This window comes from Yaniella halotolerans DSM 15476 (assembly GCF_000420805.1).
GTDB lineage: Bacteria > Actinomycetota > Actinomycetes > Actinomycetales > Micrococcaceae > Yaniella > Yaniella halotolerans.
In genome coordinates, this window is sequence record NZ_ATVQ01000003.1 from 357,202 (window position 1) to 383,185 (window position 25,984).

25 protein-coding genes and 1 tRNA gene are annotated in these 25,984 nt (G+C 56.0%); 5 read left to right on the plus strand and 21 right to left on the minus strand.

The annotated features are described in order from the left end of the window. Positions 1-249: 249 nt before the first annotated feature. On the plus strand, positions 250-1,515 hold the full coding sequence (locus tag G583_RS15805) for a sodium:phosphate symporter (protein ID WP_022871334.1): 1,266 nt from the start codon (positions 250-252) through the stop codon (positions 1,513-1,515). 19 nt (positions 1,516-1,534) lie between these two features. Beyond that, positions 1,535-1,825 carry a hypothetical protein gene (locus tag G583_RS0111520; RefSeq protein ID WP_022871335.1) on the plus strand — a complete coding sequence of 97 codons (291 nt, stop codon included), beginning with the start codon at positions 1,535-1,537 and terminating at the stop codon, positions 1,823-1,825. Here G583_RS0111520 and G583_RS0111525 read toward each other — a convergent pair. The 8 genes from G583_RS0111525 to G583_RS0111560 all read right to left on the minus strand — a co-directional run bounded on the left by G583_RS0111525 (position 1,822) and on the right by G583_RS0111560 (position 10,215). Continuing rightward, on the minus strand, positions 1,822-3,522 hold the full coding sequence (locus tag G583_RS0111525; protein ID WP_022871336.1) for an HNH endonuclease signature motif containing protein: 1,701 nt from the start codon (positions 3,520-3,522) through the stop codon (positions 1,822-1,824). The two genes, G583_RS0111520 and G583_RS0111525, sit on opposite strands and share 4 nt — an antisense overlap. A gap of 189 nt (positions 3,523-3,711) precedes the next feature. Further along, entirely contained in the window at positions 3,712-5,196 is a 1,485-nt protein-coding gene (locus G583_RS0111530) for a malate:quinone oxidoreductase (protein ID WP_022871337.1), read from the minus strand. Positions 5,197-5,317: 121 nt separating this feature from the next. Continuing rightward, positions 5,318-6,940, minus strand: coding sequence for an ABC transporter substrate-binding protein (locus G583_RS0111535; RefSeq protein ID WP_022871338.1), 1,623 nt, complete (start codon positions 6,938-6,940; stop codon positions 5,318-5,320). Between the two features lie 80 nt (positions 6,941-7,020). Beyond that, positions 7,021-7,106, minus strand: a tRNA-Leu gene (locus tag G583_RS0111540). A gap of 65 nt (positions 7,107-7,171) precedes the next feature. Then, the gene (gene bcp, locus G583_RS0111545) at positions 7,172-7,651 is read right to left on the minus strand and encodes a thioredoxin-dependent thiol peroxidase (protein ID WP_022871339.1); all 480 of its coding nucleotides are present in this window, start codon (positions 7,649-7,651) and stop codon (positions 7,172-7,174) included. A gap of 18 nt (positions 7,652-7,669) precedes the next feature. Then, positions 7,670-8,596 (minus strand): metal ABC transporter solute-binding protein, Zn/Mn family, encoded by a 927-nt coding sequence (locus tag G583_RS0111550; protein WP_022871340.1) that lies wholly within the window; start codon positions 8,594-8,596, stop codon positions 7,670-7,672. 20 nt (positions 8,597-8,616) lie between these two features. Then, complete coding sequence (locus G583_RS0111555; protein WP_022871341.1) at positions 8,617-9,480, minus strand: metal ABC transporter permease; 864 nt, start codon at positions 9,478-9,480, stop codon at positions 8,617-8,619. A 3-nt stretch (positions 9,481-9,483) separates the two neighbouring features. Further along, positions 9,484-10,215 carry a metal ABC transporter ATP-binding protein gene (locus tag G583_RS0111560; RefSeq protein WP_022871342.1) on the minus strand — a complete coding sequence of 244 codons (732 nt, stop codon included), beginning with the start codon at positions 10,213-10,215 and terminating at the stop codon, positions 9,484-9,486. A gap of 289 nt (positions 10,216-10,504) precedes the next feature. On the opposite strand from G583_RS0111560, the gene G583_RS15810 reads away from it, so the two are divergent. Beyond that, positions 10,505-11,770: an AI-2E family transporter gene (locus G583_RS15810; protein WP_022871343.1), complete on the plus strand. Its 1,266-nt coding sequence runs from the start codon at positions 10,505-10,507 to the stop codon at positions 11,768-11,770. 7 nt (positions 11,771-11,777) lie between these two features. On the opposite strand, the gene G583_RS0111570 is transcribed toward G583_RS15810, so the two are convergent. From G583_RS0111570 to G583_RS15820, 9 genes are all read right to left on the minus strand, one after another. Then, positions 11,778-12,704, minus strand: coding sequence for an ABC transporter substrate-binding protein (locus G583_RS0111570; protein WP_040895623.1), 927 nt, complete (start codon positions 12,702-12,704; stop codon positions 11,778-11,780). Between the two features lie 40 nt (positions 12,705-12,744). Further along, entirely contained in the window at positions 12,745-13,446 is a 702-nt protein-coding gene (locus G583_RS0111575) for an ABC transporter permease (RefSeq protein WP_022871344.1), read from the minus strand. Next, complete coding sequence (locus tag G583_RS0111580) at positions 13,443-14,081, minus strand: ABC transporter permease (protein WP_022871345.1); 639 nt, start codon at positions 14,079-14,081, stop codon at positions 13,443-13,445. Before G583_RS0111580 ends, G583_RS0111575 begins: the two co-directional genes overlap by 4 nt. After that, a complete protein-coding gene (locus G583_RS0111585; protein ID WP_022871346.1) occupies positions 14,078-14,944 on the minus strand; it encodes an ABC transporter ATP-binding protein in 867 nt (288 codons plus the stop codon). The genes G583_RS0111580 and G583_RS0111585 overlap by 4 nt, the downstream gene beginning before the upstream one ends. A 78-nt stretch (positions 14,945-15,022) precedes the next feature. Beyond that, positions 15,023-16,717, minus strand: a complete 1,695-nt coding sequence (locus G583_RS0111590) for a potassium channel family protein (RefSeq protein ID WP_022871347.1) — start codon at positions 16,715-16,717, stop codon at positions 15,023-15,025. A 129-nt stretch (positions 16,718-16,846) separates the two neighbouring features. Next, the gene (locus tag G583_RS0111595) at positions 16,847-18,496 is read right to left on the minus strand and encodes an ABC transporter permease (protein WP_022871348.1); all 1,650 of its coding nucleotides are present in this window, start codon (positions 18,494-18,496) and stop codon (positions 16,847-16,849) included. Beyond that, positions 18,493-19,410: an ABC transporter ATP-binding protein gene (locus G583_RS0111600; protein ID WP_022871349.1), complete on the minus strand. Its 918-nt coding sequence runs from the start codon at positions 19,408-19,410 to the stop codon at positions 18,493-18,495. The genes G583_RS0111595 and G583_RS0111600 overlap by 4 nt, the downstream gene beginning before the upstream one ends. 7 nt (positions 19,411-19,417) lie before the next feature. Next, the gene (locus G583_RS15815) at positions 19,418-20,098 is read right to left on the minus strand and encodes a TetR family transcriptional regulator (RefSeq protein ID WP_022871350.1); all 681 of its coding nucleotides are present in this window, start codon (positions 20,096-20,098) and stop codon (positions 19,418-19,420) included. Between the two features lie 175 nt (positions 20,099-20,273). Further along, positions 20,274-20,789, minus strand: coding sequence for a MarR family winged helix-turn-helix transcriptional regulator (locus G583_RS15820; protein WP_022871351.1), 516 nt, complete (start codon positions 20,787-20,789; stop codon positions 20,274-20,276). Positions 20,790-20,951: 162 nt separating this feature from the next. Between G583_RS15820 and G583_RS0111615 the strand changes: the two genes are divergently transcribed. Further along, positions 20,952-22,028, plus strand: a complete 1,077-nt coding sequence (locus tag G583_RS0111615) for a substrate-binding domain-containing protein (protein WP_022871352.1) — start codon at positions 20,952-20,954, stop codon at positions 22,026-22,028. Here G583_RS0111615 and G583_RS0111620 read toward each other — a convergent pair. The 4 genes from G583_RS0111620 to G583_RS0111635 all read right to left on the minus strand — a co-directional run bounded on the left by G583_RS0111620 (position 22,011) and on the right by G583_RS0111635 (position 25,501). Continuing rightward, on the minus strand, positions 22,011-23,183 hold the full coding sequence (locus G583_RS0111620) for an ArsB/NhaD family transporter (RefSeq protein WP_022871353.1): 1,173 nt from the start codon (positions 23,181-23,183) through the stop codon (positions 22,011-22,013). The genes G583_RS0111615 and G583_RS0111620 overlap by 18 nt on opposite strands. After that, entirely contained in the window at positions 23,183-23,803 is a 621-nt protein-coding gene (locus G583_RS0111625; protein WP_022871354.1) for an AmiS/UreI family transporter, read from the minus strand. Before G583_RS0111625 ends, G583_RS0111620 begins: the two co-directional genes overlap by 1 nt. Before the next feature lie 107 nt (positions 23,804-23,910). Beyond that, positions 23,911-25,323, minus strand: coding sequence for an amidase (locus G583_RS0111630; protein ID WP_022871355.1), 1,413 nt, complete (start codon positions 25,321-25,323; stop codon positions 23,911-23,913). After that, a complete protein-coding gene (locus G583_RS0111635) occupies positions 25,316-25,501 on the minus strand; it encodes a hypothetical protein (protein ID WP_022871356.1) in 186 nt (61 codons plus the stop codon). The genes G583_RS0111630 and G583_RS0111635 overlap by 8 nt, the downstream gene beginning before the upstream one ends. Before the next feature lie 234 nt (positions 25,502-25,735). Between G583_RS0111635 and G583_RS0111640 the strand changes: the two genes are divergently transcribed. Then, a partial coding sequence (locus G583_RS0111640) for a UBA domain-containing protein (RefSeq protein ID WP_022870996.1) occupies positions 25,736-25,984 on the plus strand: 249 nt, incomplete at its 3' end.

The window sequence follows — 25,984 nt, forward strand, 5'->3', positions numbered from 1 at the left end:
CCTCCCGGGGTGGCCATGGCGACGATCTTGTTGTTCACTTAGTCCAGAATTTCCAAAAGTTTTTCGCGTGTGATGAACGGCATGTTTACTCCGCTGACTAGGGTGAATGTTCGCTAGAGTGTGGATTTACGCCTCATGGAGGCCGGCAATCCGGCAAGAAAAACCTCTTCGTATTCCAGGGTTAACCTTTGGTTCATCTTGCGATGTTCTACTGTCCGTGAGATCACCAAGGGGAAGGGATATCTCGGTATGAGCCTAGATAATTCAACGGAGCGCAAGATCTACAGCGCTTCGACCAACGGCGCACCTCTACCCGAGGAACAGGACACCACCACTGTCCAGCGCCCAGGCCTAATCGCACGCTTACCAATCACCGGAAGAACCCGGAAAATCGTTGAGTGGCTGTCGATTGTCGCTGCCGTCTATATCTTGATCACCGCGGTTGGTGTGATTGGCTCCGGTTTCGGCGCTGCAACTGGCGGACAAGCCGAAAACCTTTTCGTTTTTGCCCAAAACCCCGTTGTCGGACTCGTCATCGGTGTTTTGGCCACAGTGCTCACGCAATCTTCCTCGACAACAACCTCAATAGTCGTCGGTTTGGTCGCCGGTGGGCTGCCCTTGGAGACCGCTATCCCAATCTTGCTGGGGGCAAACCTCGGCACTACCATGACCTCCACCCTCGTGTCCCTGGGCGCAGCAGGGGACCGGAACCAGTTCCGCCGCGCATTCTCTGCAGCGTCGGTTCACGACATGTATAACATCCTGTCGATCGCCATTTTCTTCCCCCTCGAATGGTCTTTCGGCATTCTTGAACGTGTCGGCACCTGGTTCGCTGGCATCACCACGGGTTCTGACGGCGGTATCATCGCCACCGTATTCACTGCGTTCGGTGACGCTGTTTCGGCTGTTACCGACCCTGGAGCGGATCTCATTGAGGCAGGTGCCCTCGCAGCGCTGCCAGACGTATGGGCCGGTATCTTCATGATCGGCCTTGGCGTCGCTCTCATCTTGATGGTCATCAAATTCATCTCGAACATGCTCAAAGTCTTACTGGTGGGCAACGTCGAGAAGATGTTCCACAAAGCCATTGGCCGCGGCCCGATCTCAGGCATCTTCTCCGGCCTGCTGATTACCGTCATGGTGCAGTCCTCATCGACGACTACTTCACTGGCCGTACCACTGGCCGCCTCTGGCAAGTTTTCGCTATGGCAGATTTACCCATTCACTGTCGGAGCAAACGTCGGAACCACCATGACGGCGATGATCGCTGCCTTCGCATTTACCGGCGGCGAGGCCACAGCGGCTATGACCGCAGCAGCAGTGCACCTGTTCTACAACATCTTCTCCGCCGTCACGATCTTCTTGATCCCGTTCCTACGTCCACTTCCGGTACGCGGAGCTACCTGGATCGGGTCCCTGGGCGCGAAGAACAAGCTCTACGTCGTAGCCTGGCTCGCCGGCCTGTTCGTGGTGCTACCGGCGCTGATGATTGGTATCAGCGCGCTGTTCTCCTAGAATGATTCTGGAAACAGTTATGGAAACTCCAGATTCTTTCGACGCTGCCTTGCAAAGCCTGACGGATGAACAACTTCTTGATCATCTCGCTGAGTCGGATCAGCCTGAGCTATTACAGGCTGAAGTACGACGCCGACTTCAGAGGCGTGCAGATGATGAACTGCGTGCCCAGCAGCATGCCGAGATTTCTCGGATGGTTGAGCATCTTGAGCAAAGCCGAGTGGATTGGCAAGCAGTTCGAGAATTCTTGCGTGAGACTTTCCTCGAGTTCACAGCACGCCCCGAGGAACCAGACCAAGACGCGCATTAGGTCTGGAAGAAAAAGTTCTTTCGTGGTTGCTGCGTTGGATCAATCAGCGGGTGCAGCACAAATCGAAATTCCCCATCAACCCTCGTGATGCGCAGTTGCCCAGCATGGATAGCTTGGTGATGATGCGTGCACAGGGTCACCCCGTTCTCAATGCTGGTTTCACCATGCTCGGACCACGACTGCACATGATGCATTTCGCACAACGCAGCCGCCCAATGGCATCCCGGCACAGCACACCCGCGATCCCGGCCAATAATGGCGCGCCGAAGTGTATCGGGAAATTGCCGCTGTTGACGCCCAATCGACAACACCTGTCGGCGCCCCGTCATAGTGACCGGGCTGATCCCAACATCGCACCGCATCCGCAATATCACATCCGGCGGTATGAAACTTGTAAAGATTCCCCGCGATATGCGCGACTGTAAACGGTCAAGATTTTCATCGTCGAGCAGCCGATCAACGTCGCGAACCTTCGGGGCAGGTAGTGCTTTTCCGGTAGGTTCGGGTGGCTCGAGAGGCTGACTAGGCTCCGAAGGCTTTGAATCACTGCCATGCTTGATGTCAGCAGCACTCGAATTCAGCTCTGCCAGCAGGGCCAGCAGTCGATCCCGCCTACGTTGCGGGACTTCGGGCAGTGCATCGGCGAGATCGTTGCGAATACCTTCTAACAGGGTGGCATAGTCGGTGATGACCGTCATTTGAGTATGAGCGCCACTGGCGCCACGGAATCCGGTCTTATCCAAGTTTGCGAGCGCGAATTTGATGACGTCACGCAATGCGTGCATCCGCCGCTGCCCAGCACTACGGCGTTCGAATGCTTCGTCGTCACCTTTACCCCGCGGGTTGGTCAGTGCGGCGAGTAGGGTCTGGGTGGCTTCATCCCCCTCGGCGTCCAGCGTCACGCGATATTCGATGGCATTCTTATTTCCTCGAACCGGTCCGATCCGGCGAACATCGTGCATCGCATCGGTGTGTTCCTGACGAAAGTTTTGATCAGCCGGATCGGTCGAAGCCAGCAGCTCATTCTTGCGTTGCCCTACGTATCGGCTAAATTCTTCGCACGTGGTGTGCTCGATCTTTTCAGCGAGATCCTTATCCACGAGTTTGCGGAGTTTTTGGCGATACTGGTCGTCCTTGCCCGCAGCAACGGCATTTTTGTCGACCTCATCGATCATGCTCAGCGCTGAGGAAAGCTTCGAGGGATTCATACGTCCCTGGAATGCTGCGAGCATGGGAAGAAGGGTTTCGCCCACTACCGCGTCGTCAGAACGCTCGGGATCGGTTGCACGCACCGGCATTACCGCGTCAGCTAAACGAATGCGTGCGCTGGCCTCATTGGCCCGGATGTCGTGAGTTTTTGCCAGCAGATCTTTCGGGTCACGAAAGGGGGTTTTGCCCTCGGGCAGATCCAGTGTGGACCGCAATGAGGTGGAGTTGAAAGCATCCTTGATCAGTACGGTGTAGCGGTTTTGGAGTGCAGTGGCGAAGCGCAGGGTATCTTGCAGCTGCACGGAACGCTGGAGGACTCCATCGGTCGGAGTTTCTGGCTCGCGCTCGGCCAAATGTTGGTACAGCTCGCGGATGAGACCGTAGACGTCGTCGACGGGCATTGCGTCCCAGTCGATGGGATGTCCGACACCGGGTAGCTGAACGTTGGGAGCTGCGTGTTCCGGCGCAATTTGGGCTGTCGACGACATATGGTTTCACCTCCGATCTGAGTGACTCCCAGCTTGCCGCGTTCCGGCGCGCGACACCATGCGGTGCGTTCAGTATGTGGAGAACAGCACGCCTCGTCGGCACCTGTGGATGACGCCGCCCACAAAAGAAAACATCCCGAGCTCAACGTCGTAACGTCGAGTCCGGGATGTTTATCTCGTTGACTAGTTCTAGCCCAGCTTCAAGGTGTTGGTGGTCTCCTTGGTAATCTCGGCCAGGAGTTCTGGGTTGTCGTTGAGACGCTGACCCAGTGATGGAATCATTTCGGTGAGCTTGGATTCCCAGTTGCTAAAGCGGGTTGGGAAGCTGCGACGCAACAGTTCGACCATGATCGGCGCGGCGGTGGAAGCACCGGGGGAGGCACCGAGCAGGGCCGCGATCGAGCCTTCAGCACCGGAGACCAGCTCGGTACCAAACTGCAGTACGCCGCCCTTCTGCTTGTCCTTCTTCATGACCTGGACACGCTGGCCTGCGGTAATGAGTTCCCACGCACCATCGGTGGCCTCGGGGAAGAAATTGCGCAGCGCATCGACTTTTTTACCGTGCGACTTCGTGACTTCTGAGATCAGGTAGCCCACCAAGTCAAAGTTGTCTTTGGCCACGTTGAGCATGGGCCACAGGTTATGTGGGCGAATCGACTTCGGTAGGTCGAGGAAGGAGCCACTCTTTAAGAAGTTGGTGGAGAACCCGGCATATGGGCCGAACATCAACGAGCGGCGACCGTCGACAAAGCGGGTGTCCAAGTGCGGTACGGACATTGGTGGTGCACCGACGGCGGCTAACCCATATACCTTGGCGTGGTGCTGATCGATGATTTCCTGATCGGTGGAGCGCAGGAATTCGCCGGAGATCGGGAACCCACCGAAGCCTTTGGCCTCTGGAATCCCGGATGACTGCAAGAGGTCGAGGGCACCGCCACCGGCACCAATAAACACGAAGCGTGCTTTGGCGGTGAACTTTTCGCCACCGATCCGATCTTTCACATCGACCGACCAGCGACCGTCAGTATCGCGGGACAACCCCGACACTTTGTGGCCGTAGTGCACGTCAACGCCGTCATTGGTCATATTGGAAATCAGCTGACGGGATAGCGCGCCGAAGTCGACGTCAGTACCGGCTTTGACGCGCGAAGCGGCTACGCGCTCACCCTGGTTTCGACCCTCGACCAGCAGTGGCGCCCACTCGGCGATTTCGTCGTGGTCTTCGGTGTGCTCCATATCGGCAAACAGCGGGTTGGCGGACATCGCTTCGTACCGACTGCGCAGGTAGGTAGCGTGGTCGTCGCCCCAGACAAATGACATGTGCGGCAGAGCGTTAATGAACTGTTCGGGGTTCTTCAGGGTGCCGTTTTTGATCAGGTGAGACCAGTACTGCAGGGAGACGTGGAACTGCTCGTTGATGTTCACGGCTTTGGTGATATCAACGGAACCATTCGGACCGGCGGGTGAATAGTTGAGTTCACACAGCGCGGCGTGGCCTGTTCCGGCGTTGTTCCAGGGGTCGGAGGATTCTTGACCCGCCTGGTGAAGATTTTCGTACAGTGCAATGGACCAGTCTGGTTCCAGCTCCTTGAGCATTGTGCCCAAGGTGGCAGACATGATCCCACCCCCGATCAATACGACATCGTATGCGGGGGATGATCCTGACTGCGGCACGGCGTCTCTCCTGATCTTCATTGATCTGTTCAGATGAACACTTATGACCATGCCACTCTACTACTGTCAAGTGGTCAAAGATAAATTGCGCGACAGTGTGTGCACAACCTGCCGCATCCGGCTACTCGCGCAGTTGGATTCGCTCGTATTGCTCATCGAGCACAGGGGAGATGGGATAAAATTCGACGTCGTGACCGGAGGCGAGTGCGGTGATCGGGAAGGTCAGGGGGATGGCGGGTAGGTCTAGTGAGATGGCCGCTTCGACCTGTGCCAACATGGTGGTGCGTGTATCGGAGTCCTCTTCGATGCGCGCCTGTGCTAGCACGTCGGCGACCGCGTTATTGCGCCACCCGAATTCGCGGTTGGGTTGTTCAAAGAGTTCGGCCAGCAGATAGAGCGGATCGCGCACATACACGTTGCGACCAAAGAGATGCAGGGCCCGGTCGCTGGGATCGCCCATGACCTGAGACATATAGTCACCGTTATCCCAGCTGACCGGTTTGGCCACAATATTGAAGCCCGCGGCGGTCAACCGTCCGGCCAGGTAGGAGAAAAGTTTTTGCGGCTGGGTCATATAGACGCGTTCGGCCCCGGTCGGGTACCAGAATTCGATGGGTTCGCCATCGTAGCCGGCGGCCGCTAACAGGTTTGTCGCTTGGTTGAGGTCGCCGTTATATGTGGTGACGTCTTCGGAACGCTCTAGTAGTGACGGCGGATTGAACTGGTGGGCAACATAGGAGCCGGCTAACTGCAGCGAGTCGACCATGTCACCGCGGAAGAGTGCGTGAGCTACTGCCTGGCGCACGTGGAGGTTTTGCATTACAGGGTGCGCCTGGTTTATGCCCAGATACAGTACCGCCAACGGGTCGCGTTGCAGGACTTGGTACCCCGACTGGACCAGTTGCCGCAGGATTGCCGGTGAGACGGCATCGAACACATCGAGCTGTTCGGTGTCGAGCCCGTAGAGTCGCTCGTGCAAATTCGGCACGGCCATCACGGCGACGTCGTGACCGTCATCGACTGATTCTAGACCGATGGTTTGACCCGAAGTGTCGCCCCACCGGTAGGGACCTGTCCCGGCCAGGGGGACCAGCGGCAAACCGTCTTCAAAGGCAGCATCAAAGTCGGCCCAGGATTCCGGCGAACTAACGGCAAAGGCAGGGTGGGTGAGTGAGCGGATTAGTGCCTGGACCGGTTCGGTGAACGTCAGGGTGACAATGTGCTCAGACGACGCGATCACGGATTCCAGCAGGCAGGCATCCTCGTCAGAGTAGCCGCCGAACACCACCGAGTATGGCAGGCGGCCAACCTGGCGCAGTCGTTCGGTGCCCAGCAGTTTGTTGACGCTGCCCCAGCGTTCAAAATTTTTGACGACGACGTCGGCGGTCAGCTCGGTGCCATCGTGGAAGGTGACGTCTTGTTCGAGTTCCAGGACCAGTTGCAGCCCGTCGTCGGAAAATGTCCAGTCGGTGGCAAGCTCGGCAATGGTTTCCCCGGTTTCTGGGTCCACGCCGATGAGATTTTGATAGACCTGGCGCGCCAGCCGATGGGTTTCAATGTCGTTGGTGACGGCTGGATCGGTGCTCAAGGCTTTCGCCGGGACGCCGATACGGAAGGCCCGTGCCGCATTTTCTGGGGCCGATTGACTATTGACGACGCTCTGCGAGGCTGCTGCGGGGGAAACCAACGGAGCTAGGCCGATTGATGCGAGCCCTGCCAACAGGGTGCGTCGGGAAAGATGCACGGTGACCCTTCCTCGTGAACGTCAAAAGCCCCCAATACAACTGAACCCGCTCGGCGGGAGCGGGTTCAACTGATCTCAGGTGGTGCGGGCGAAGGGACTTGAACCCTTACGTCAATAAGACACTGGAACCTAAATCCAGCGCGTCTACCAATTCCGCCACGCCCGCGTATCCGTTGTGGTGGACCGAGGAATCATTTTAGTCCATCCACAACGAATTGCCTAATTGAAACTTTAGGCTTCGGCTAAACCAAGGTCGCGGCGCAGTTTATCGACGTGCCCTTTGGCGCGCACGTTGTATTGTGCCACGTCAACCGTGCCTTGTTCATTGACGACGATCGTTGAACGGATCAGCCCCTCGTAGACTTTTCCGTAGTTCTTCTTCTCGCCCCAAGCACCGTAGGCCTCGGCTACCGCGTGGTTTTCATCGGAGAGCATTGGGAAGTTCAGCTCTTCTTTCTCCATGAATTGGGCCAGCTTATTGACGGGGTCAGGGGAGACGCCGAGGATCCGGTAGCCATCTGCGGTAAAGCGTTCTAAGCGGTCGCGGAAGTCGCAGGCCTGGGTGGTGCAGCCGGGTGTCATGGCTTTGGGGTAAAAGTAGATGATCACTTTCTCGCCGGCGTAATCGGACAGCGAGACGGTATCACCATTGGCGTCCTGCAGGGAAAATGCCGGGGCGGTATCGCCGGCTGTGAGACGGTTATCAGTCATGGATCGTTCCTTTCGTATTTACTGCTGTAATCCTTCAGAAATTCTTGTGAGGTTTTCTTCCAAGAACCCCAGATAGGTGTCTCCTGGCTCCCCTTCGGGAGCTAACTCATCGGAATACACCGTGGCATAAATCTCGACGCCGGTGTCTTCGGCAACGGTCTCCATCGGAGCCGGTGTCACATTGGACTCCACGAACAGCGCAGGTGGCTCGTACGTGTTGACGAAATCAATGGCCGAAATAATCTGGTCCGGAGTGCCCACGTCATCGGTATCAACAGACCAGATATAGCCCTCACGTAAATCGTAGCGCTCGGCCACGTACTGGAAGGCTCGCTCGGAGGTGACCAGTACTCGTCGTTCTTCTGCCAGGTCACCGATCTCTTGCTGGTACTGCGCATCTAGTTGACTGAGTTCAGCCAAGTAGTCATCCAGGTTCTGTTCATAGGCCGCAGCATTGTCTGGATCGGCCTCGCTGAGCCCTTCGGCAATATTATCGGCCATGATCATGCCAACATTCGGATCCAAGAATGCGTGGGGGTTTACGGAATCGGTGAGACCTTCGCTCAGGTACATTGGCTCGACGCCTTCGGCGGCCTCAACCCGGTGGTCGGCGTCTAGCTCGACGGCGTCTGCCATGCGAGCCGCCCAGCCGTGTTCGCCGCCTTCAAGGTTCAGCCCGTTATAGAAAAAGATATCGGCGTCGGCCATCGCTTTGGAATCGTCCGGCAGCGCCTCGTATTCATGTGGATCCTGGCCCACCGGGACAAGGTTGTAGACTTCGACGTGTTCACCGGCGATTTCTTCGACCATGTCGGTGAGGATTGAAAACGATGAGACGGCCTGCAGCGTCTCATTGTTTTGGTCGACTGTTTGTTGGGCATCACCGCAACCGGCCAAGGAGAGTACGCCAATGGCCGCGAACGTTGCGGTGCGAGTGGTAGACATCGGGCGGGCCTTTCTGCGACCTAGGAGGCCGAAATGCGACGACGATCGCGAAGCTTTTGCAGTTGCGTCCACAAAAATCCTTGATTGGGGCTAAAGAAAAAGGCCAACAGGAACAGCGTGAATGCTACGAGTACGATAGCCGGACCGGATTGCAGCGCCAAGGTGTAGCTGAAATACATGCCAACAATGGAGGAGACCATACCGAAGAGTGCGGCCAGCCACATCATGGTCGAGAATTTTCGGGAGAGCAAGAATGCTGCGGCCGCGGGGGTGACCAGCATGGCCACGACTAAAATAACGCCGACGGTTTGCACCGCCGAAACCGTCACCACAGCTAAGCCAATCAGCACGGCATAGTTGATCGTGCGTGTGGGAAAACCATAGGCTTTAGCGACTTGGGTATCCATGGTGGTGATTTGTAGCTGCTTATAAAACAAGACCACCAAGGTCAAAATCACGACCGCAATGACCACTGACTGCCACATTTGTGAGGGCAGCGTGGCCAAGACATCGCCAAATAAAATGGACTGCAGTGATACCGAGGATTCCGTTTGGGCCAAGAGGATCACACCCGCGGCCAGGAACGCAGTAAACACAATGCCGATCGAGGTATCACGTTTCAGCCGAGAGTTCGCGGCGACAAATCCAATACCGGCGGCTGCCAGGAGCCCGGAAACCAGCGCTCCGATAAAAATATTGGCACCAAAGAAGAACGACACCGCAATACCCGGCATGACCGCATGCGAGATGGCATCGCCCATCAGGGATAAGCCTCGCAGAATGATCAGGGACCCAACGACGCCGGAGACTATGCCAATGATGACGGCGGTGATCGCGGCGCGAGCTAAGTGAGGGTAGTTGATCAGGTCGTTGAGAAATTCCACTGATTACTCCGTGAGGCCCAGAAGATTGGCGCCGAAAGTTTTGGTGAGATTATCTGCCGTCAACACTTGGTCAATGGGCCCCTGCGCGATGCGCTGCTGATTGAGCATGATCATATGATCGAAATACTTGTGAATATTGGACAGATCGTGGTGGACCATCACGACGGTTTTTCCGGCATCGCATAATTCGGTCAGGATCTCGATAATATTGGCCTCGCTCGCGGCATCTATTCCCATGAGTGGCTCATCGAGCAGCAAAATATCTGCCTGCTGGGCTAGTGCACGAGCAATAAAGATCCGCTGCTGTTGTCCACCGGACAGATCAGCAATCTGACGATGAGCAAATGCTTCCATGTCGACGCGGAGTAACGCCCTGCGTGCGATTTCTCGTTCGACCGCACCCGGCCGTTGCAACAATCGCAAACGCGGGTAGGTGCCCAATAGTACAGTGTCGAAGACATTGATGGGGAAGTCCCAGTCGGTTGCTGAACGCTGCGGTACGTAGGCGATGCGCTTCCGCACAGCGTCCACGCGCTGACCAAAAAATCGGATCTTACCGTGTGCGGGCTCAATGAGTCCCAGAGCCGCCTTCAAAGTTGTGGATTTTCCGGAACCGTTCGGACCAACAATGCAGGTTTTTTGGCCTGCTGGCACCGTCAGGTAGAGCCCGTCGAGTGCCTTGACGCCGCGATATGACACGTGCAGGTTCTCAATGGACAACCCAGTAGATGCCACGTCTTAGCCTTTCATCTCGCAGTGTCTCGTCTGCGCCGTGCATCGGTGCACGCCATATGTTGATCTTAGGTAGGTCAGGACGTTTTGGTTCCTAATCTACGCGGGATTACTTTGCGCTTGGCAGTGCTGCAACGCATCTGAGCATATGTTCGCCTCAACGAACTTTCAAGTCTGATAGTTCGTAGTCTTGAAGGTTGTTGGTCGACTCACGGCAAGAAATAGGTCGAGCCGTATCGGCGCAGTAGTATGTGACGAAGAAAGCGCTGGTAGGCATATTTGGAGGAACCACGTGACCGATTCACTGTATGAAGCCAACGTGCCAGAAAAGCAGCGCACGTCGTTTACGGTTTCGGGATTATGGACTGACATCTTCGGTCGACTAGGTATGCGAGCACTGCAATTGCTGCTCATCGGCCTCGTCGTTGGCATGGTGGTCGTTGCCCTACTCAATCTGACCGTGGTCGTTATCCCGACCATGATCGGAGTGATCTTGGCGTGTGCATTGTGGCCATTGGTCCGCCTATGCCGCAAGATCATGTCAAATATATTGGCTGCCTGGACCGTCTTTTTGGGCTCCCTGTTGGTACTGGGTGGTATTGGGACCGGGCTGGTCTTTTCCGTAATGAACGAATGGCAGACCCTCGTGGACCAAGCTGTTCAAGGGTTCAACCAGCTGCGTTCTTGGGTCACAGACCTCACCGATAGCTTCGGGATTAGTTTCGGGCAAGAACAAATTGACTCAGCGCTCGACACCGTCACTGACTTTTTGACATCTGCCGAGTTTGGTACCGGTGCAGTCACAACGATTAGCGCTGCCGGAACGTTCTTCACGAGCTTGGTGCTGCTGTTAGTCATCCTGTTCTTCTTCTTGAAAGACGGCGACCGCATCTGGGCATTCTTCGTCTCGTGGTCACCGGACCACTACCGTGCAAAATGGATTGCCTCGGGAGATCGCGCGCTGCACACCTTCGGTGGCTACATTCGTGGTACTGCCATTGTCGCGGCAGCCGATGCCATCGGCATCATGTTGGCACTGTTCATCTTGCAGGTACCACTGGCCCTGCCACTTGGTGTCATTGTCTTCCTCGGTGGCTTCGTTCCACTGGTCGGTGCGACAGCCGCTGGTGTCTTGGCAACGCTGGTTGCACTGGTCGCCAACGGACCGGTTGTGGCGCTCATCGTGTTGGCCGCCGTCATCCTGGTCAACCAGCTTGAAGGTAACTTCCTCCAGCCGGTTGTGATGGCCCAGACGCTCAGCCTCCACGCGCTGGTCATCTTGATGGCCCTGACTGCGGGAACGGTCCTGGCCGGTATTATCGGTGCGGTACTTGCCGTTCCCATGGTTGCGGTGGCCTGGAGCGTCATCAAGGTGTGGACCGATCGCGATGTAGCAGCCGAATGGGATCCAGTGGATCGCGCGGCCGAGCAAATCGAAGTCGTTGGCATGGAGCGCAAACGTCACGAAGAAGAACTCAAAGAAGAGCGCAAGGCCGAAAAACAGGCCAAGAAGGCTCGCAAGATTGCCGAAGCTCGAGAGAGGATCAGCGCAGAATAGTCGCTATCTATCCCTGCTGCTCCAGCCACTGACTGGCAACATCTGCAGCCGGGGCTTCATCTTCGACCGATCGAGTGTTGAGCTCAACGAGGTCCTCTGCCCCCAGTTGGGCTTGGACTTCGTTGAGGGCGTCGACGGCCTGGTCATCCAGCTCCGCACTGGCAATCGGGACGACGTTTTGCGGCAGGATCAAGTATTCCGGATCTTCCAAGACCACGAGGTCTTCGGCCTCAATGGCGGGAGACGACGTATAGATATCGGCAACTTGGACATCTCCGTCGGTGAGCGCACCGACAGTTAGCGGTCCACCGGAATCTTCCACCGCTGTCAGTTCGATGGTGACTCCATAGAGCTCCTGGGCACCTTCGGGCCCGTATGGTCGAGTTTCGAATTCTGAATTCGCCGCCATGGTGACGCTGTCGCCGAGTTCTGTTAGATCGCCGATGGACGTGAGATCATATTCTTCGGCAGTCTGCGATGTGACCGTATAGGAATCCTGGTCGGTAGCATCGGCAAAGTCGAGGGCTTGTAGACCATCCGGCAGCACCTCGCTGACTTGTTCGTGAACCTCTTCGGGCGAGCCTGAGTCAGCTTCATCGCTGTAGTACTGCACTAGGTTGCCGGTGTAATCGGGCACCAGATCGATCTCGCCAGATTCAAGTTCGGGCATATACACTTCGCGTTGGCCGATTTGAAAATCGCGTTCGACTTCGAATCCCTCATCTTCGAGCACTTGTGCATAGATCTCAGCGATAATCTCGTTGGAATAGTATGCCTGTGATCCAATGACGATGGTGTCACCGTCGGCTTGGGTGTCGTCGTCTTCCAATGGATCTGAATCAGCCCCGCATGCGGTGAGCAGCAGTGCGGCGGCTGCAACGGAAGCTAGCGGAGTGAACAGGGTGCGGGAGTATTTTGTGTGATGAGAGTTCATGAAACTTCATGCTACGTTTGCGCAATCTGCTCGGCAATCATTAACCGGCGCTAGGTTCTGTAGCTGGTACTGCATGCAGCCGGCGCACGCCAGTTGGGGTGGCGAACCGTTGGCCAAGGCTGAAGAGGGCATCCACGAGCACCACCAGCACCATGATCCAGATTGAAGCCCCCAGTAGCATCGGGGTGTCCTGCGTATTAATGCCCAAGAATATGAACCGTCCCAGGCCGCCTGCACCCACATACGCTGCAAGAATTGCTGTGGACATGACCTGGATGAAGGCGGACCGGAGTCCACCGACGATCATGGCGAATCCCAGGGGCAAGTGGACTCGGGTAACGAGTTGTCGTGTGGTGAATCCTTGTGCCCGCGCAGCGTCTATCACGGAGGTGTTGATCGCAGAGATCCCTGAATATGTGCCGGCGAGAATCGACGGAATCGCGAGGACCACCAGGGCAATCATGGGTGGCACCAGGCCAATGCCCAGCAGTAACCCAAACAGGGTGATCAGCCCCAGGGTTGGTAAGGCACGTGCTGCGCCGGTGATACCAACGATGACGCCGGAGAACCGACGGGTGTGGCCCATGAACCAGCCGGCAGGTATGGCCAAAAGGGCCGCGAGGGTCACTGCGAGGGCACTGTACTGCAGGTGTTCTACGCTGCGAATGATCATGTTGTGGCCGTCGGTACTCCACGTTTGGGGGTCGACCAGCCAGTTGAAGGTCTCCTGGATTACGTTCATGCGACCTGCTTTTGCCAGGGCATCAAGAGCTTCCCAAGCACCACCAAGAGTGCATCACATATTCCAGCCAGGCCAAGAGTCAGAATAATGCCGGTCATGATTTCAGCCAGGATCTGCCGTTGAAACCCATCGGTAAACAGGGTGCCCAACGACGGGATGCCGAGTACAGCGCCAACTGTGCACAGGGCAATGGTGGAGGCGGTCACCACCCGCAAGCCGGTCAAAATAATTGGTGCAGCTAACGGGAGCTCGACGGTCAAGAACCGGCGAAACCCCGAATAGCCCAGTGCCGTGGCGGCCAGGCGAGTTTCGGACGAGATGGAGTTGAAGCCATCGGCCACCGAACGCACAAGCAGGGCGATGCCATAGAGTGTCAGCGCGATGACGACATTGCTGCCGTCTCGCATGCCCGCTCCGGTGAGCACGGGGAGCACGATCAATAACGGCAGCGAAGGGATGGCAAACAGGAGACCGGAGCCGGTAATAATGGGCCCGGAGTAGCGGGGGAGCCGGTGTGCCAACCAGCCCAGCGGAATCGAACAGAGAAGTGCTGCAACAATAGCTGGGACACTGAGAGCCACGTGCCATCCCAGCGCACTGATGATCGTCTCCAGGTTATTGGTCACCCAGTTCATGCTTGCTCCAGGAAACCTGCCGGCCGACCGTGCGCGTCCACAATCATGGTGCGACCATCCTCGGTCGTGCGTGTACGCAGGGTCTTGTCGACGGCGTTGAGGCCGAGGAAATCTTCGACGAAAGCATTGGCCGGTTGCTCTACAAGCTTGGTGGGGGAGTCCTGTTGCATAATGCGTCCCTGCTCGGCGAGCAAAATGATCTGGTGTCCGAGTCGCAGGGCTTCACTCATATCGTGGGTCACAAACAGCATTGTGGTGCCGAGCTCGTGCTGAATGTCAACGAGTTGTTGCTGTAGCCCGGTGCGAACCAGCGGGTCCACTGCACCAAACGGCTCATCCATCAATAAAATCCGTGGTTCATCAGCCAGCGCTCGGGCCACCCCCACACGCTGAGCCTGTCCACCGGAGAGTTCAGCCGGATACCGGTCCGCCATGTCCGCTGGCAGTTCCACCATGTCAAGCATGCGATCAACCGATCGCTTCGCTTCGGTACGGCTCGCACCGTTGAGCCGGGGAACGACTGCAATATTCTCGGCCACGGTTTTATGCGGCAACAGACCGGCGTGCTGCATAACGTAGCCGATCTTACGTCGTAGCTGCACCGGATTCATATGCGCAATGTCGTCACCGTTGATCAGCACGCGACCAGATGTCGGGGCAACCATGCGATTGACCATGCGTAACAGCGTTGTTTTGCCGCAACCCGAGGACCCTGCCAAGACGGTGATCGTGCCGGTGTCGACGGTAAAGCTTGTATCGCGCACAGCGACAACATCGGCAGCAGAACGGCTGGGACCCGGATAGGTTTTGGTGACCGACTCAAATGAGATCATGCTGGAGGTCGCTGTCTTTCGGTTGAACATTTAGGCTGTTCTCGATGCTACTGCCTTGAGCTCATATCATGGCAGGTTTAGCGCATCCTGTTGAGGATGGCGAGCCCCTTAGCCTTTCTCCCGCAAGTATTTGTGCCGAAAGGCTCGTTCTGCGTGGCGGTCGCCAAGTAGGAGGAGTTTATGCTCGGGCGTTGTCGGAATCCGTTCGGTCGTTGGCAGCAAGCCCTTGTCACCATTGGTGACGGCGACGATATGACATTCCGTCTCTTCATAGACTCTCAAGTCGAACAGTGCCGTACCGGCCAGGGATGGCGGCACAGGTACGGGAAATAATTCGTTGCCTTCGGCAATGACTACACGATGGTCAGGCCCGAAATTATTCCACAGTGCGGTGGCTCCGATGGTGGCATAGGACAAGACATTATCGGCTCCGGCGCGGTACTGGGTGGCAACGTTGCGTTCGTAGGTGGCACGGCTTACTACTTGGAGCTCAGGACGTAATCGGCGGCAATACAGCGTGAGATATACGTTGAGATCGTCGTCATGAGAGGTGACCAACACGGCAGCGGCGTCGTCCAGGCCGGCTTCGCGGAGAACACGCAATTCTGCGGCGTCACCTTCAACACCGTTCAAGTGCGACGGAATGCGATCCGGGATTTTTTCGACGATGGTGTAGGGGACTCCGGTTTTTTCGAACTCTTCGGCTGCGGCTCGGCCCACCTGGCCACCTCCGAGAATGAGGACTGGACTTTCAGGCTTTGATTTATCATGGAATTTCGCCTCGTATTCCTTTAGCACGTCGCCATCGGCGGCGATGATCAGCACTGTTTTCTCATCGATCGGTTGCGTGGTGCCGATGGCCCCCAACCGTCCTAGGCGCATCGTTGCAAGGATGCGCAAATTCGGGTTCATATGCCGCTGTGCTTGGTCCACGGTTTTACCAACGAGTGCTGTGCCCCTGGCGGCGGCCTCAGCAATATACGTTTCGCCGAAGTGTCCAATAATATGCGGGCGACCGGTATTCCCAAGGCTGCGTTGTGCCAGTTCCCGACCCAGTGTGGGTGCCAGCTGCAATACGTGATTGGCGCCGGCTAACTCGAGTACATCTACCGAAGCTTTCTTCTGCGCTGTGACTGCGATCGTGACATCTTGGTCGACTTGACGCACCGTGAATGTGACGTTGCTGTTCGTCGTGTCAGCCTGCGTTGAGGTCACCATTGCGGCCTGTTCTACGCGGGCCTTCCGATACGTTTCGGGGGAGTCGAGCGAGCCGACCATCGCGCGGTAACCTTCATCGTGCAATCGACCCGCCTGGTCCGTATCTTCGACAATCACGACCGTTGGTCTACCGGCACGTTTGGCTCTAGCTACTAACGTTTGAGTGACGACGTCGAGGCCAGCCAGAATGATGTGTCCCCGGACGTTAGCCGGGACTGAGCGCGGTGCACGGTCTGCTTCTCGCTGATCCATCCAGGGGGCGACAATGAACTGCACAAACGAAAATGGCAAAAGTACTACGATCAGTAAAATACCGCTCAACAGCACCAGCATGGAGAACATCCGACCGAGCTCCGAGTCGAATGTGATATCTCCATAACCCAAGGTGGACATGGTGGTAATCGTCCAGTACACGGCGTCGGTCCAGCTGTGCGACTGTCCTTCCCTGGCCATCAAAAACTGAAAGGCGACGCTGTAGGCAAACAATAGTGCCACACCGGTGGAAAAGATCCACAGCACCAGCCGCGAACCGCGATTCTGTTTCAAGGCTCTGGTGACAGACGGTGTTTTGTCTTTCCGTGCCAAACTGACTCCCTAAACCTACTCGGACGGTACGGACTTCGAAATTGCTGGTATGCATCCTGCGGCACGGCGCAGAAAAATGTAGACAAGCACACCATCGTAATTCGACGCGTGATACAAGGCAACGCGGGGTTAGACCACATTGACTTGGCGACGCCGAAATGCTGCCAACCCTACTGCCAGCAACACCAGCGTTGCTCCCAACAACACCATCATTGGCATAGTTTCGAAGCCTTCTACCGGAACTGACGCCAAGTGCCATAGGGGTGACAGGGTACGAAGCCACTCGGGCAAGTCCAGCAGATCGCCAAAGAGCTCTACAATACCGATCAGGGCGACCAACAACCACCCGACCGGGGCGACCACTCGTGGCACCAGACCGAATAGAGCAGCGCAGAGCCCCAAGACGGTCAACGGTGCCGCCACGACTGCGAAATGCGCCAAGAACAGGGAACCAACAAGTTCCCATTCGCCGGTCACTGTTGCTGCCCCAAGCCCTGTGCTGAGCCCGGTGACGGCTGTTATGACCACGCTACCCAACGCAATCACAACGACGTGGGTGCTCAGCCAACCCATCCGAGACACCGCTGTAGCAAGCACTGTGTCAGCACGCCCGGCATCTTCTTCGCTCTTTAACGTCTGCATCGCGTACACCACGTAGGCAGCAATGAAAATACCAGTAAACCCTCCAAGGAATCCGACATAGCCGTCGAGTAATTGTTCACTGCCAAAGACGGCACTGAGCTGGGGCGGCATGTCCTCACCGGCGTCGAGCATGGCCTGGGTGAATAACCCGTTGATCACTCCCAGGATCAAGATAGCGCTGCCCCAGCCGAGCATGCCGCCGCGCTGTAGTCTGTACGCCAACCCAAGGGGATGTCCCAATGATGCTGCTGCATGTGCTGGTCCGGGTCGAGGCGGAATCAGGCTTGCGCCAAAATCGCGACGACGCTGCAGCACGAACCCGGCGGTGATGGTCACTGCCGCAAAACCAGCTAGCAACACCAGGGGGATCCAACGGTCTTCGACATAGGGAGCCGTTTGTGCGGCCCACCCCAGCGGTGAGGCCCACGAGAGTGCAGAACCGCCAACGGCGACCATGTCGCCCAGCGCTCGCAGCACAAACGCCACACCAAGGACGGCACCGGCCATGCCCGTTGCAGAACGAGAAAATTCACTGAGTTGTGCGGTTATTGCCGCCACCCCAGCAAAGGCAAGCCCGGTGAGACCGGTGGCGAAGCCAACCAACATCGATCCCACCAGCGCATACTCGAGCATCACAGCCAGGACGATTACTAGGGCTGCTGCTGCGATATTCGCGAGCAATGCGACGATGAGGGCGGCAGTCAGTGCGGTATGACGTCCGGTGACGCTTGCACGGATCAGTTCGGCTCGGCCGGTCTGTTCTTCTTTTCGGGTATGACGGATGACCAACATGATGTTCATCAAGGCCGCCAGGATAAACAAATACGGTACGTAACCGGCGGCGAAGAACCGCTCATAGGTCACATCGTCCATGCCAAATGCCGGGCCCGTAAACATCCGCCCCACCGGTTGCGAAAGGAGCGATGAAATCCCGGCAAGATCCTCTTTGGTCGGCGCAAGTTGCGGCAAAGCCGAGCCAATGTATACGACAAGTAATCCGTGTGCGGCGATCCAGGCTGGCAGTCTGAACCTATCGCGCCGGAGCGCCAATCGAATCATCGTCCCGGTGCCAACCAGCCGCGAAGCTCGGGCAACGGCAGGTTTACGATGACGAGGGGAGCGCGTTGTGGTAGTCATCGTGGGGCCTCCTCTGCTCCAGTGGCAGCGTCACCATAGTGACGCATGAGTAACTGTTCCAAGGTTGGCGGGTGGGCGACCAAGGACCGTATCCCCAGGGGTGTCAGGGATTGCATCGCCTCGTCGAAACTGTCCCCGTCGAGCTGGAATTGAACCTTGCCCTCCTGCTCGGTGAAGTCATGCACTCCAGACAGCTGCGCTAGGTGTGGGGCTGGATGGTCTGTCTCGGCGATCACCGTGGTGCGGGTCATGTGCCGTAATTCGTCCAAACTACCGGTTTCTACGACGCTGCCCTGTCGAACAATAGAGATTCGATCGGCCAGCACCTCGACCTGGGAAAGAATATGGCTGGAGAGCAAGACCGTGGTACCCGCATCCTTGACTTCGCGAATTGCCTGCTGGAAGACGACCTCCATGAGAGGGTCGAGTCCGGCTGTTGGTTCGTCGAGTAGCAAAAGCTCAACGTCTGATGCCAGAGCCGAAATCAGCGCGACTTTCTGACGGTTCCCCTTGGAATACGTGCGGGCCTTTTTGGTCGGATCTAAATCGAACCGTTCGCACAGTTCGTTGCGACGTGTGCGATCCAGTTTGCCGCGAAGGCGCGCAAAGACATCGATTGCTTCTCCACCAGTAAGGTTGGGCCACAACTCGACATCACCGGGCACATATGCGAGGCGTCGGTGCAGGGCCACGGCGTCCTTCCAGGGGTCGCCTCCCATCACTTCCACAGTTCCGGCATCAGCATGCAATAAGCCAAGCAAAACACGGATGGTTGTGGATTTCCCAGCACCATTGGGGCCGAGAAAACCATGTACTTCACCCTGATTGACCTCAAGATTCAAACTGTCCAGGGCGCGTGTGCTGCCAAAATTCTTGATCAGGCCACGGATAGAGATTGCTGGAGTCGTTGTCATGAGAGCCTCACTTCTTGTCGTCATGGCTGGTTTGGGTTGTTCCTTGGGACTTCTCCTCACCTAGGAAGGCTGCCAAATGGTCGAATGAACCGTCTTCTACAAGTCCGTGCTTGAACAGCTCGAGCGCTGGCCGCAAGTAGCGTTGGAGACTTTCGGGTGGTACGTTCTCTGCCAGGAAATCCACTCCGAGTAGTCGCTCGACATGCTCATGCAACGCCAAGGCGCCCATAGACCAGATCACTAACACCACTGCACGGTCGTGCGGGGTATCGCTGGGCTTGATGACGCCGTCGCGCTCACCCTGTGACATATAGCTCTTGGCATCCGCGACCATCCCGTCAATCAACTGAGCTGCATGTGCACCACCTTCGGTCAACGTGCGAATGAGGTAGCGCAACAGGGGGCGACCCTGTTCCAAGCGACGTAAGGTCATCAACGGGTCGAATTGTGGTTCTGCTAATGTCTCCTCTTTGCGCTCGCGAATCACATCGGCCACGTAGGCGTCACAGGCCGACCGCAGACCCTCTTTAGTGCCGTAATGATGCACAATCAGCGCCTGAGAAACGTTGGCTTCCGCAGCGATGGACTTCAGCGTTGTTCCACGCACACCATGTTCTCCGAAGAGCTTTATTGCAGCGTTGAGGATGCGTTCTGCTCCGTCGCCGCTCACGTTGTGTTCAGTTGACATTGCGCCCCTCACCTATACTGACTGTTTATTTAGTCAGTCTAAAATTGTGCGGAACTCGGGGTCAAGGGTCATGAGGATAATTCTGCGTATTGTTCACGGCATCAAGGGCTTTGAAGCGGGCCGGCCGCTGACCAACCGTGCAGGAAGGAGTCGTGCCTCAGCGTCCGGCACTGACTCAGTGAATACTGGGCTCTTGAAGCGTCGAGTGGTGTTCCTGCGTCGAGAATGACGCAAGGCCCCCTAGGGCATCGAGTAAGCTAGTGAATGCCTCTGCAGAGAGACCCGCGTTGGAAAGTGCGTCCTGTATAGAGCTTTCTACATCGAAAATTCGACGATGAATGGCGTCGGCGACGTCGCGGCCAGCGTCCGTTATAAAGACGACAACTTTGCGTCGGTCAATCTGGCTGACTTCACGATAAACGAGTCCGTTGGCGACAAGTTTGTCCACCGCCCGAGTGAGCGCCGCACCTGTACAGCCGGATGCATCTGAAATTTGTGAAACAGAGCAGCCATCATCACGCCGGATCGCGCGCAGCGCCAACCATTCATCCACGCTGTATCCATGTGGAGCAATGATGTCAGAGACCGATGAAGAAAAATCTTTGGTAGTTTGCAACAGGGATGTGACCAATATCGCACTTGACGAGTTTGGTGGCAGATTGGGGCCGTGATGATTACCGGAGGTTTGCATCAGTGGACTCCTTCAACGGGCGAATCGGGCGACTAATGCAGGCCAGTTTACTTGACATTTTTCACATTCAACATTGGAAATGGTGCATTTTCGAATCCGAGTAGTTACGGTTTTCTGACTTTCACACCACCTGAATAGATATTCCAGTGAGGAGGGTCCTGCATGCACGACGAAATGTATCGAATTGGCCTCCTTGTGCCGTTCCAAGGGCCCGCAGGGATTTTCGGACCTTCCTGTGTGGCAGTTGCCGAGCAGGCCAAGCTAGAGCTGAATCAGACCAATGGCATCGACGGGCGTCTAGTACAACTCGTTTTTATTGACGGAGGCAGAGCGCCGGAAAATATAGCGCAGGAAATCGATGAACTTGTCGCGTCGAAGCACATTGATGCCCTGACGGGATGGCATATTTCCTCAATACGCAAGCGTCTTGTGCCCCTGCTGAAGCACCGCATCCCTTATGTATATACGTCGTTATCCGAGGGCGACAAGCAAAGCCCAGGAGTTTATCTGACGGGAGAAAACCCGGAACAACAGATCTTTCCTGCGCTGAAATGGTTACGCGAACACCTGGGACACCGCAAATGGTATGTGGTTGGCGCGAACTATATTTGGCCTGTTCGTTCTTTACAGAAGACTGCCTTAGCCGCCGCAGAATTAGGGTTAGAAATTGTCGGGAGCCGACTCGTGGATATGGGTGATGGTGGAGAACCTGCACTTTCGCAGGCAGTGGCAGCAAGTGGTTGTGATGCGGTGCTGATGTTGCTTGTCGGCCAGGACGCGGTGGACTTTAATCGCGTATTCGCTGAAGCCGGACTACAAGATAACATCACGCGGTATAGCCCCTTGATGGATGAGAATATGCTGCTGGCGACAGGCGCGGAGGCCACAAAGAATCTGTTCTCGTCGGCGAGTTATTTTCGCACGATGACCAGTTCGGAGGCGCTTAACTTTCTTGGTCGATATGTTGAAACACATGGGGCGGCAGCACCCCCGCTCAACAACATGGCCGAATCGTGTTATCAAGGGATCTACACGTTGTCGGCCTTAGCCAAGTTGAGCGGCAGTACAGACATCGGAAAATTTGATCGAGTCATCAATGACGTCGAATTGTGGAGTCCGCGTGGTCTGGTGTCGTTCCGGAATCATCAGGCGATCCAACCTGTGACGATTGCTCAGGCAGATGGCTTGGATTTCGATGTACTCAATACCCTGAAACCTGTTCTAAAGCAGCAACCCTAACGTTGGTAAAACTACCGCAATGGGTGCCAGTATCAGGCCTAAAACTATAAACGTACGCCACCGAATTCGAACGCCAGCACGTTGTAACTGATCATGCCACAGTAGTGTCGCCAATGACGCCCACGGAGTCACGATTGGCCCAGTATTTGTTCCGATAAGCATGGCCAGATAGCCGCTGGAGGTTGCCAGGGCGGGTTCCAACGCAAGAAAAGCAGGAATGTTGTTGATCAAATTCGCGGACACTGCACCGGCCCCGGCGAGCTGGAGTAGACCCATCGGTGTGGCATGGGTGTCTTCGAGTAGCTCACCTACTAGCTCTGCTCCGCCGAGTGCATTCAGAGCTGTAGCAACCGTGGATAATGCCCCGGCGAGTACCAGAGAAGACCAGGGGATTAGCGAAACCGATAGGATCTCACGTCGTCTCCACGCAGTGATCGCTAGGACCGCCGTCGCCGCGACCGTACTGGACAACCAGTAGGGGATCGGTGAGGCCAGGGCAGGAAGCAAAACTCCGAGGATGATCAACATCGGTTTGAGAAGTGGACTCGAGAGCTGGGATAATTCGCCGGCTGACGGGGATGTGCTGGTGGCTAGCCGTTCCGGAAGCTTATTTGCTATCAGTGAGGCGCATACTGCAATCGTCGTAGCAATAATCGCAGGTACAAGAGCAGCGGAAACATAGTCGATTTCACTGGTAAATCCTTTGCCAGACAGCGCCAGCAGATTCGTCAGATTCGATACGGGCAGATGCAACGAAGCGAGATTGGCAATCCACACCACAGATAAAGCGACCGCGACCAGATTGAGGTGATTTCTCCTCGCGACGGCGATGGCCAGCGGGGTAAGTAGGATTGCGGTGGTATCTAAGGATAAGAATGCCGTCACCACAATGCTGAGAAGTATCAGCCCAGCCCAAAGGAATCTAGTCCTATTTATCGCTGCGCTGGGAGCAGTCCGTTCGAGCGCTTGCGCTACTGCGGTAAATACTCCCACTTGTGCACAAACATTTACGACAACAGACATACCGGCGACAAAAACAAAAATTGGCAGCAATCTCCATGCCAGGGTTCTCGCTTCTGACGGCTCGATGACGACAAGGATGATTGCGGCCGTGGTGGCTAAGAGCAGTGCTCCCGTGGTGACTCTTGGACCCATCAAGCCATCGTAGCTGCCGGCGCTTTCCGCCAATATATAGCAGCGCCGACGTAGGCTGCGACCACCGCAATTTGGACGAGCGCGATGAGAAGTGTGGAGGTCGATGCCCACACCCCGCTGATTCTCAAGAGAGCGGGTATGGTCGCGGTGCTGACTGACTGCAATATTGCGAGAACTCCCGCTGCTTTCGTCAGGTAAACTGCACTCGAAGTGAGCGCTAAGAAAAAGGCAGTAAACAATACCGACCACGCGCTCCATAACAAGGCCATGTTGACGTTGCCGGTGAAAGTGAAGTTCACGACCGCAAGAACTGCTGAAATACCCGCAGCCCAGACGCAGAACCATCCTAGAGCGGTCCCGCTTCCGCCGAATAAGGAATTTCCTCCGACGGTGAGGTAGGTGAAACCAAAGACAGATAGTCCAGCCGCACCGAAAGCTGTCGCAGCGTAGTCAGGTGAGGTGGCGTCGACTTCTAGGATTTGCAATAAGGCAGTGAAGAGTAAGAGACCTCCGGTGAGGAGATTGACGGGGATGGCCGCTTTTCCGTCGACTCGCTCGAGAAACACTAATCCGTTGACTAAGAGTACGGCCCCAACAAAGAGTAACGCGAGATCAGACATGCCTGCTCCCAGTATTCTTCTATAGTTTTGTTCCCGGGCCGTGATCCGAGGGCAATGAGGATACAGCCCTCGGATCACTGACTTCGGGATTTCATAGAGTCGGTGTTCTAAGCACCAATGGATGCGCGACGGCCTTCCATAGGGTTGGTCCTTTCGATTTGTGCGCCGACCGTCAGGACTCCAGCTTCATCAAACGCTCGACCAATGATCTGCAGGCCAATGGGGAGCCCATCAGTGAGACCGACCGGGACAGTGAGGGCCGGCAGACCGGTCAGGTTACTCGGTCCCGTATATCGAATAAAGGCATCGATGAGATCAACATCTTGCCCATTCAACTGTGCAACTGGTGAACCAATATCCGGTGCCATGACGGGCAAAGTCGGAGCGATAATGACATCAACCTCTTGCAGTGCAGCCGTGAACTCTTGTTTGATCTGTCGACGGATTTGCTGTGCTTGAAGGTATTCCACAGAGGAGAAGAGTTCACCCAGTTCGAAGAGGAAGCGAATGTCTGCACCAAAGTCTTCTGGACGGTTCTGCAGATCGGTGTGGTGAATAGCAGAGGCCTCTGAGAGACTCGTAGCCAGCTCAGCCCACTCTGAATGTCGAAGTGAAGGGATCTTCACTGTTTTGAGTGTGGCCCCCTGATCCACCAGTTGGTCGATCTGTTTTCGTACGGCGTCCTCAATGGGAGAGTCGACATCGCGGAAGAAATAATCCTCTTCTACGCCTATCTTCAGCCCCTTGGGGTCACTATCCAGTGTTGCTGAATAATCCGAGACCGCCACATCTACTGAAGTCGGATCTCGAGGATCGTGCCCGGAGATTGCCTGTAGTGTTGCCGCCGCATCAGCGACGCTCTTGGACATGGGGCCGATGTGGTCCAGGCTCCAGGCCAATGGGAAGCAACCGTATTTTGCAACACGACCGTGTGTGGGCTTCAGTCCTACGAGCCCACATGCTGCAGAAGGTATCCGAATGGATCCTGCCGTATCTGTGCCTAGGGTAGTGAAGCTCATATCCGCGGCTACTGCCGCTCCGGAGCCGCCACTTGAGCCGCCGGGCACTTTGTCGGGATTCCATGGATTCGCAACTGGCCCGAAATGTGGGCTGTTATTGTCGATGCCCCAAGCGTACTCATGCATGTTGAGCTTACCGGTCAGTACGACGCCCGCTTCTCGTAGCTTTTTGACGACCGAAGAATCATCCTTGGATACGAAGTCGCCATGGATCTTTGATGCCATCGTTGTGACTTCGCCACCGACATAAATATTGTCTTTGATGGCCAGGGGAATGCCATGCAACGGTCCGCGGTAGTTGCCCTGTGAAATCTCGTCCTCGGCAACCTTGGCTTCTGCCAAAGCGGCGTCCTCTCGGAAACTGATATAAGCATTTACCTGGTCATTGAGACCATGAGAATGATCGAGCAAGCTTTGCGTGAGCTCAACTGGTGAGACTTCTTTATTCTCAATCATTTTGGCGACTTCGGTGGTCGTTTTGGAGAGCAGTTCCTTAGGCAACGTGATCTCCTCCCGGGATATTCCGCAGTGCGATGTCAGCGTCGTCGAGGTTCGCATTCTCAAGGTTCCCCTTGAGCTGGCGGATTTCGGCCCACTTCGCCTCGATTTTCTCCAGATGTTCTTCACTTGGGTGGACGCCTTTATCGGTGAGGATGTCCTTCACTGAAATACTCAACATTTCTCCTTGAAATGCTCAACAGGACGTGCCTGGAGCTTCGTGTATCGGGTCAGTCAAATACGTAGCTAGAAATGAAATAGTTCCAGATGGAACTATTTCAAGCGTATGTGACTTGGCTAACATCTTCAAGGTTGCGACGTACCTTATTCATATTGAGCGTCTAGCTCGTGTCGTGCCTCACAGACCGTGAGCGCGAGACTCTAGCCTGAAGTTATGAAGAAGGAAAGAACCTCGATGGCTACACGCATAGAAGTCACCAAGCAATTGCGCACCGATTACCGCACCGGAACCAAAGCAGAGAAATCAGAGATTATCGATCAGTTCTGTGCCTCGACCGGGGCCGGTCGGTCCACAGCTCGGCGGTATCTGACTTCCAAGACCCTTGGGGTCAAAAACGTGGTGCGCATCGACCGGCGCAATCACAAACCCACCAAGTACTCTCAGAATGCGAAAAAGCAGCTGGTCCGGGTGTGGCGGATGATG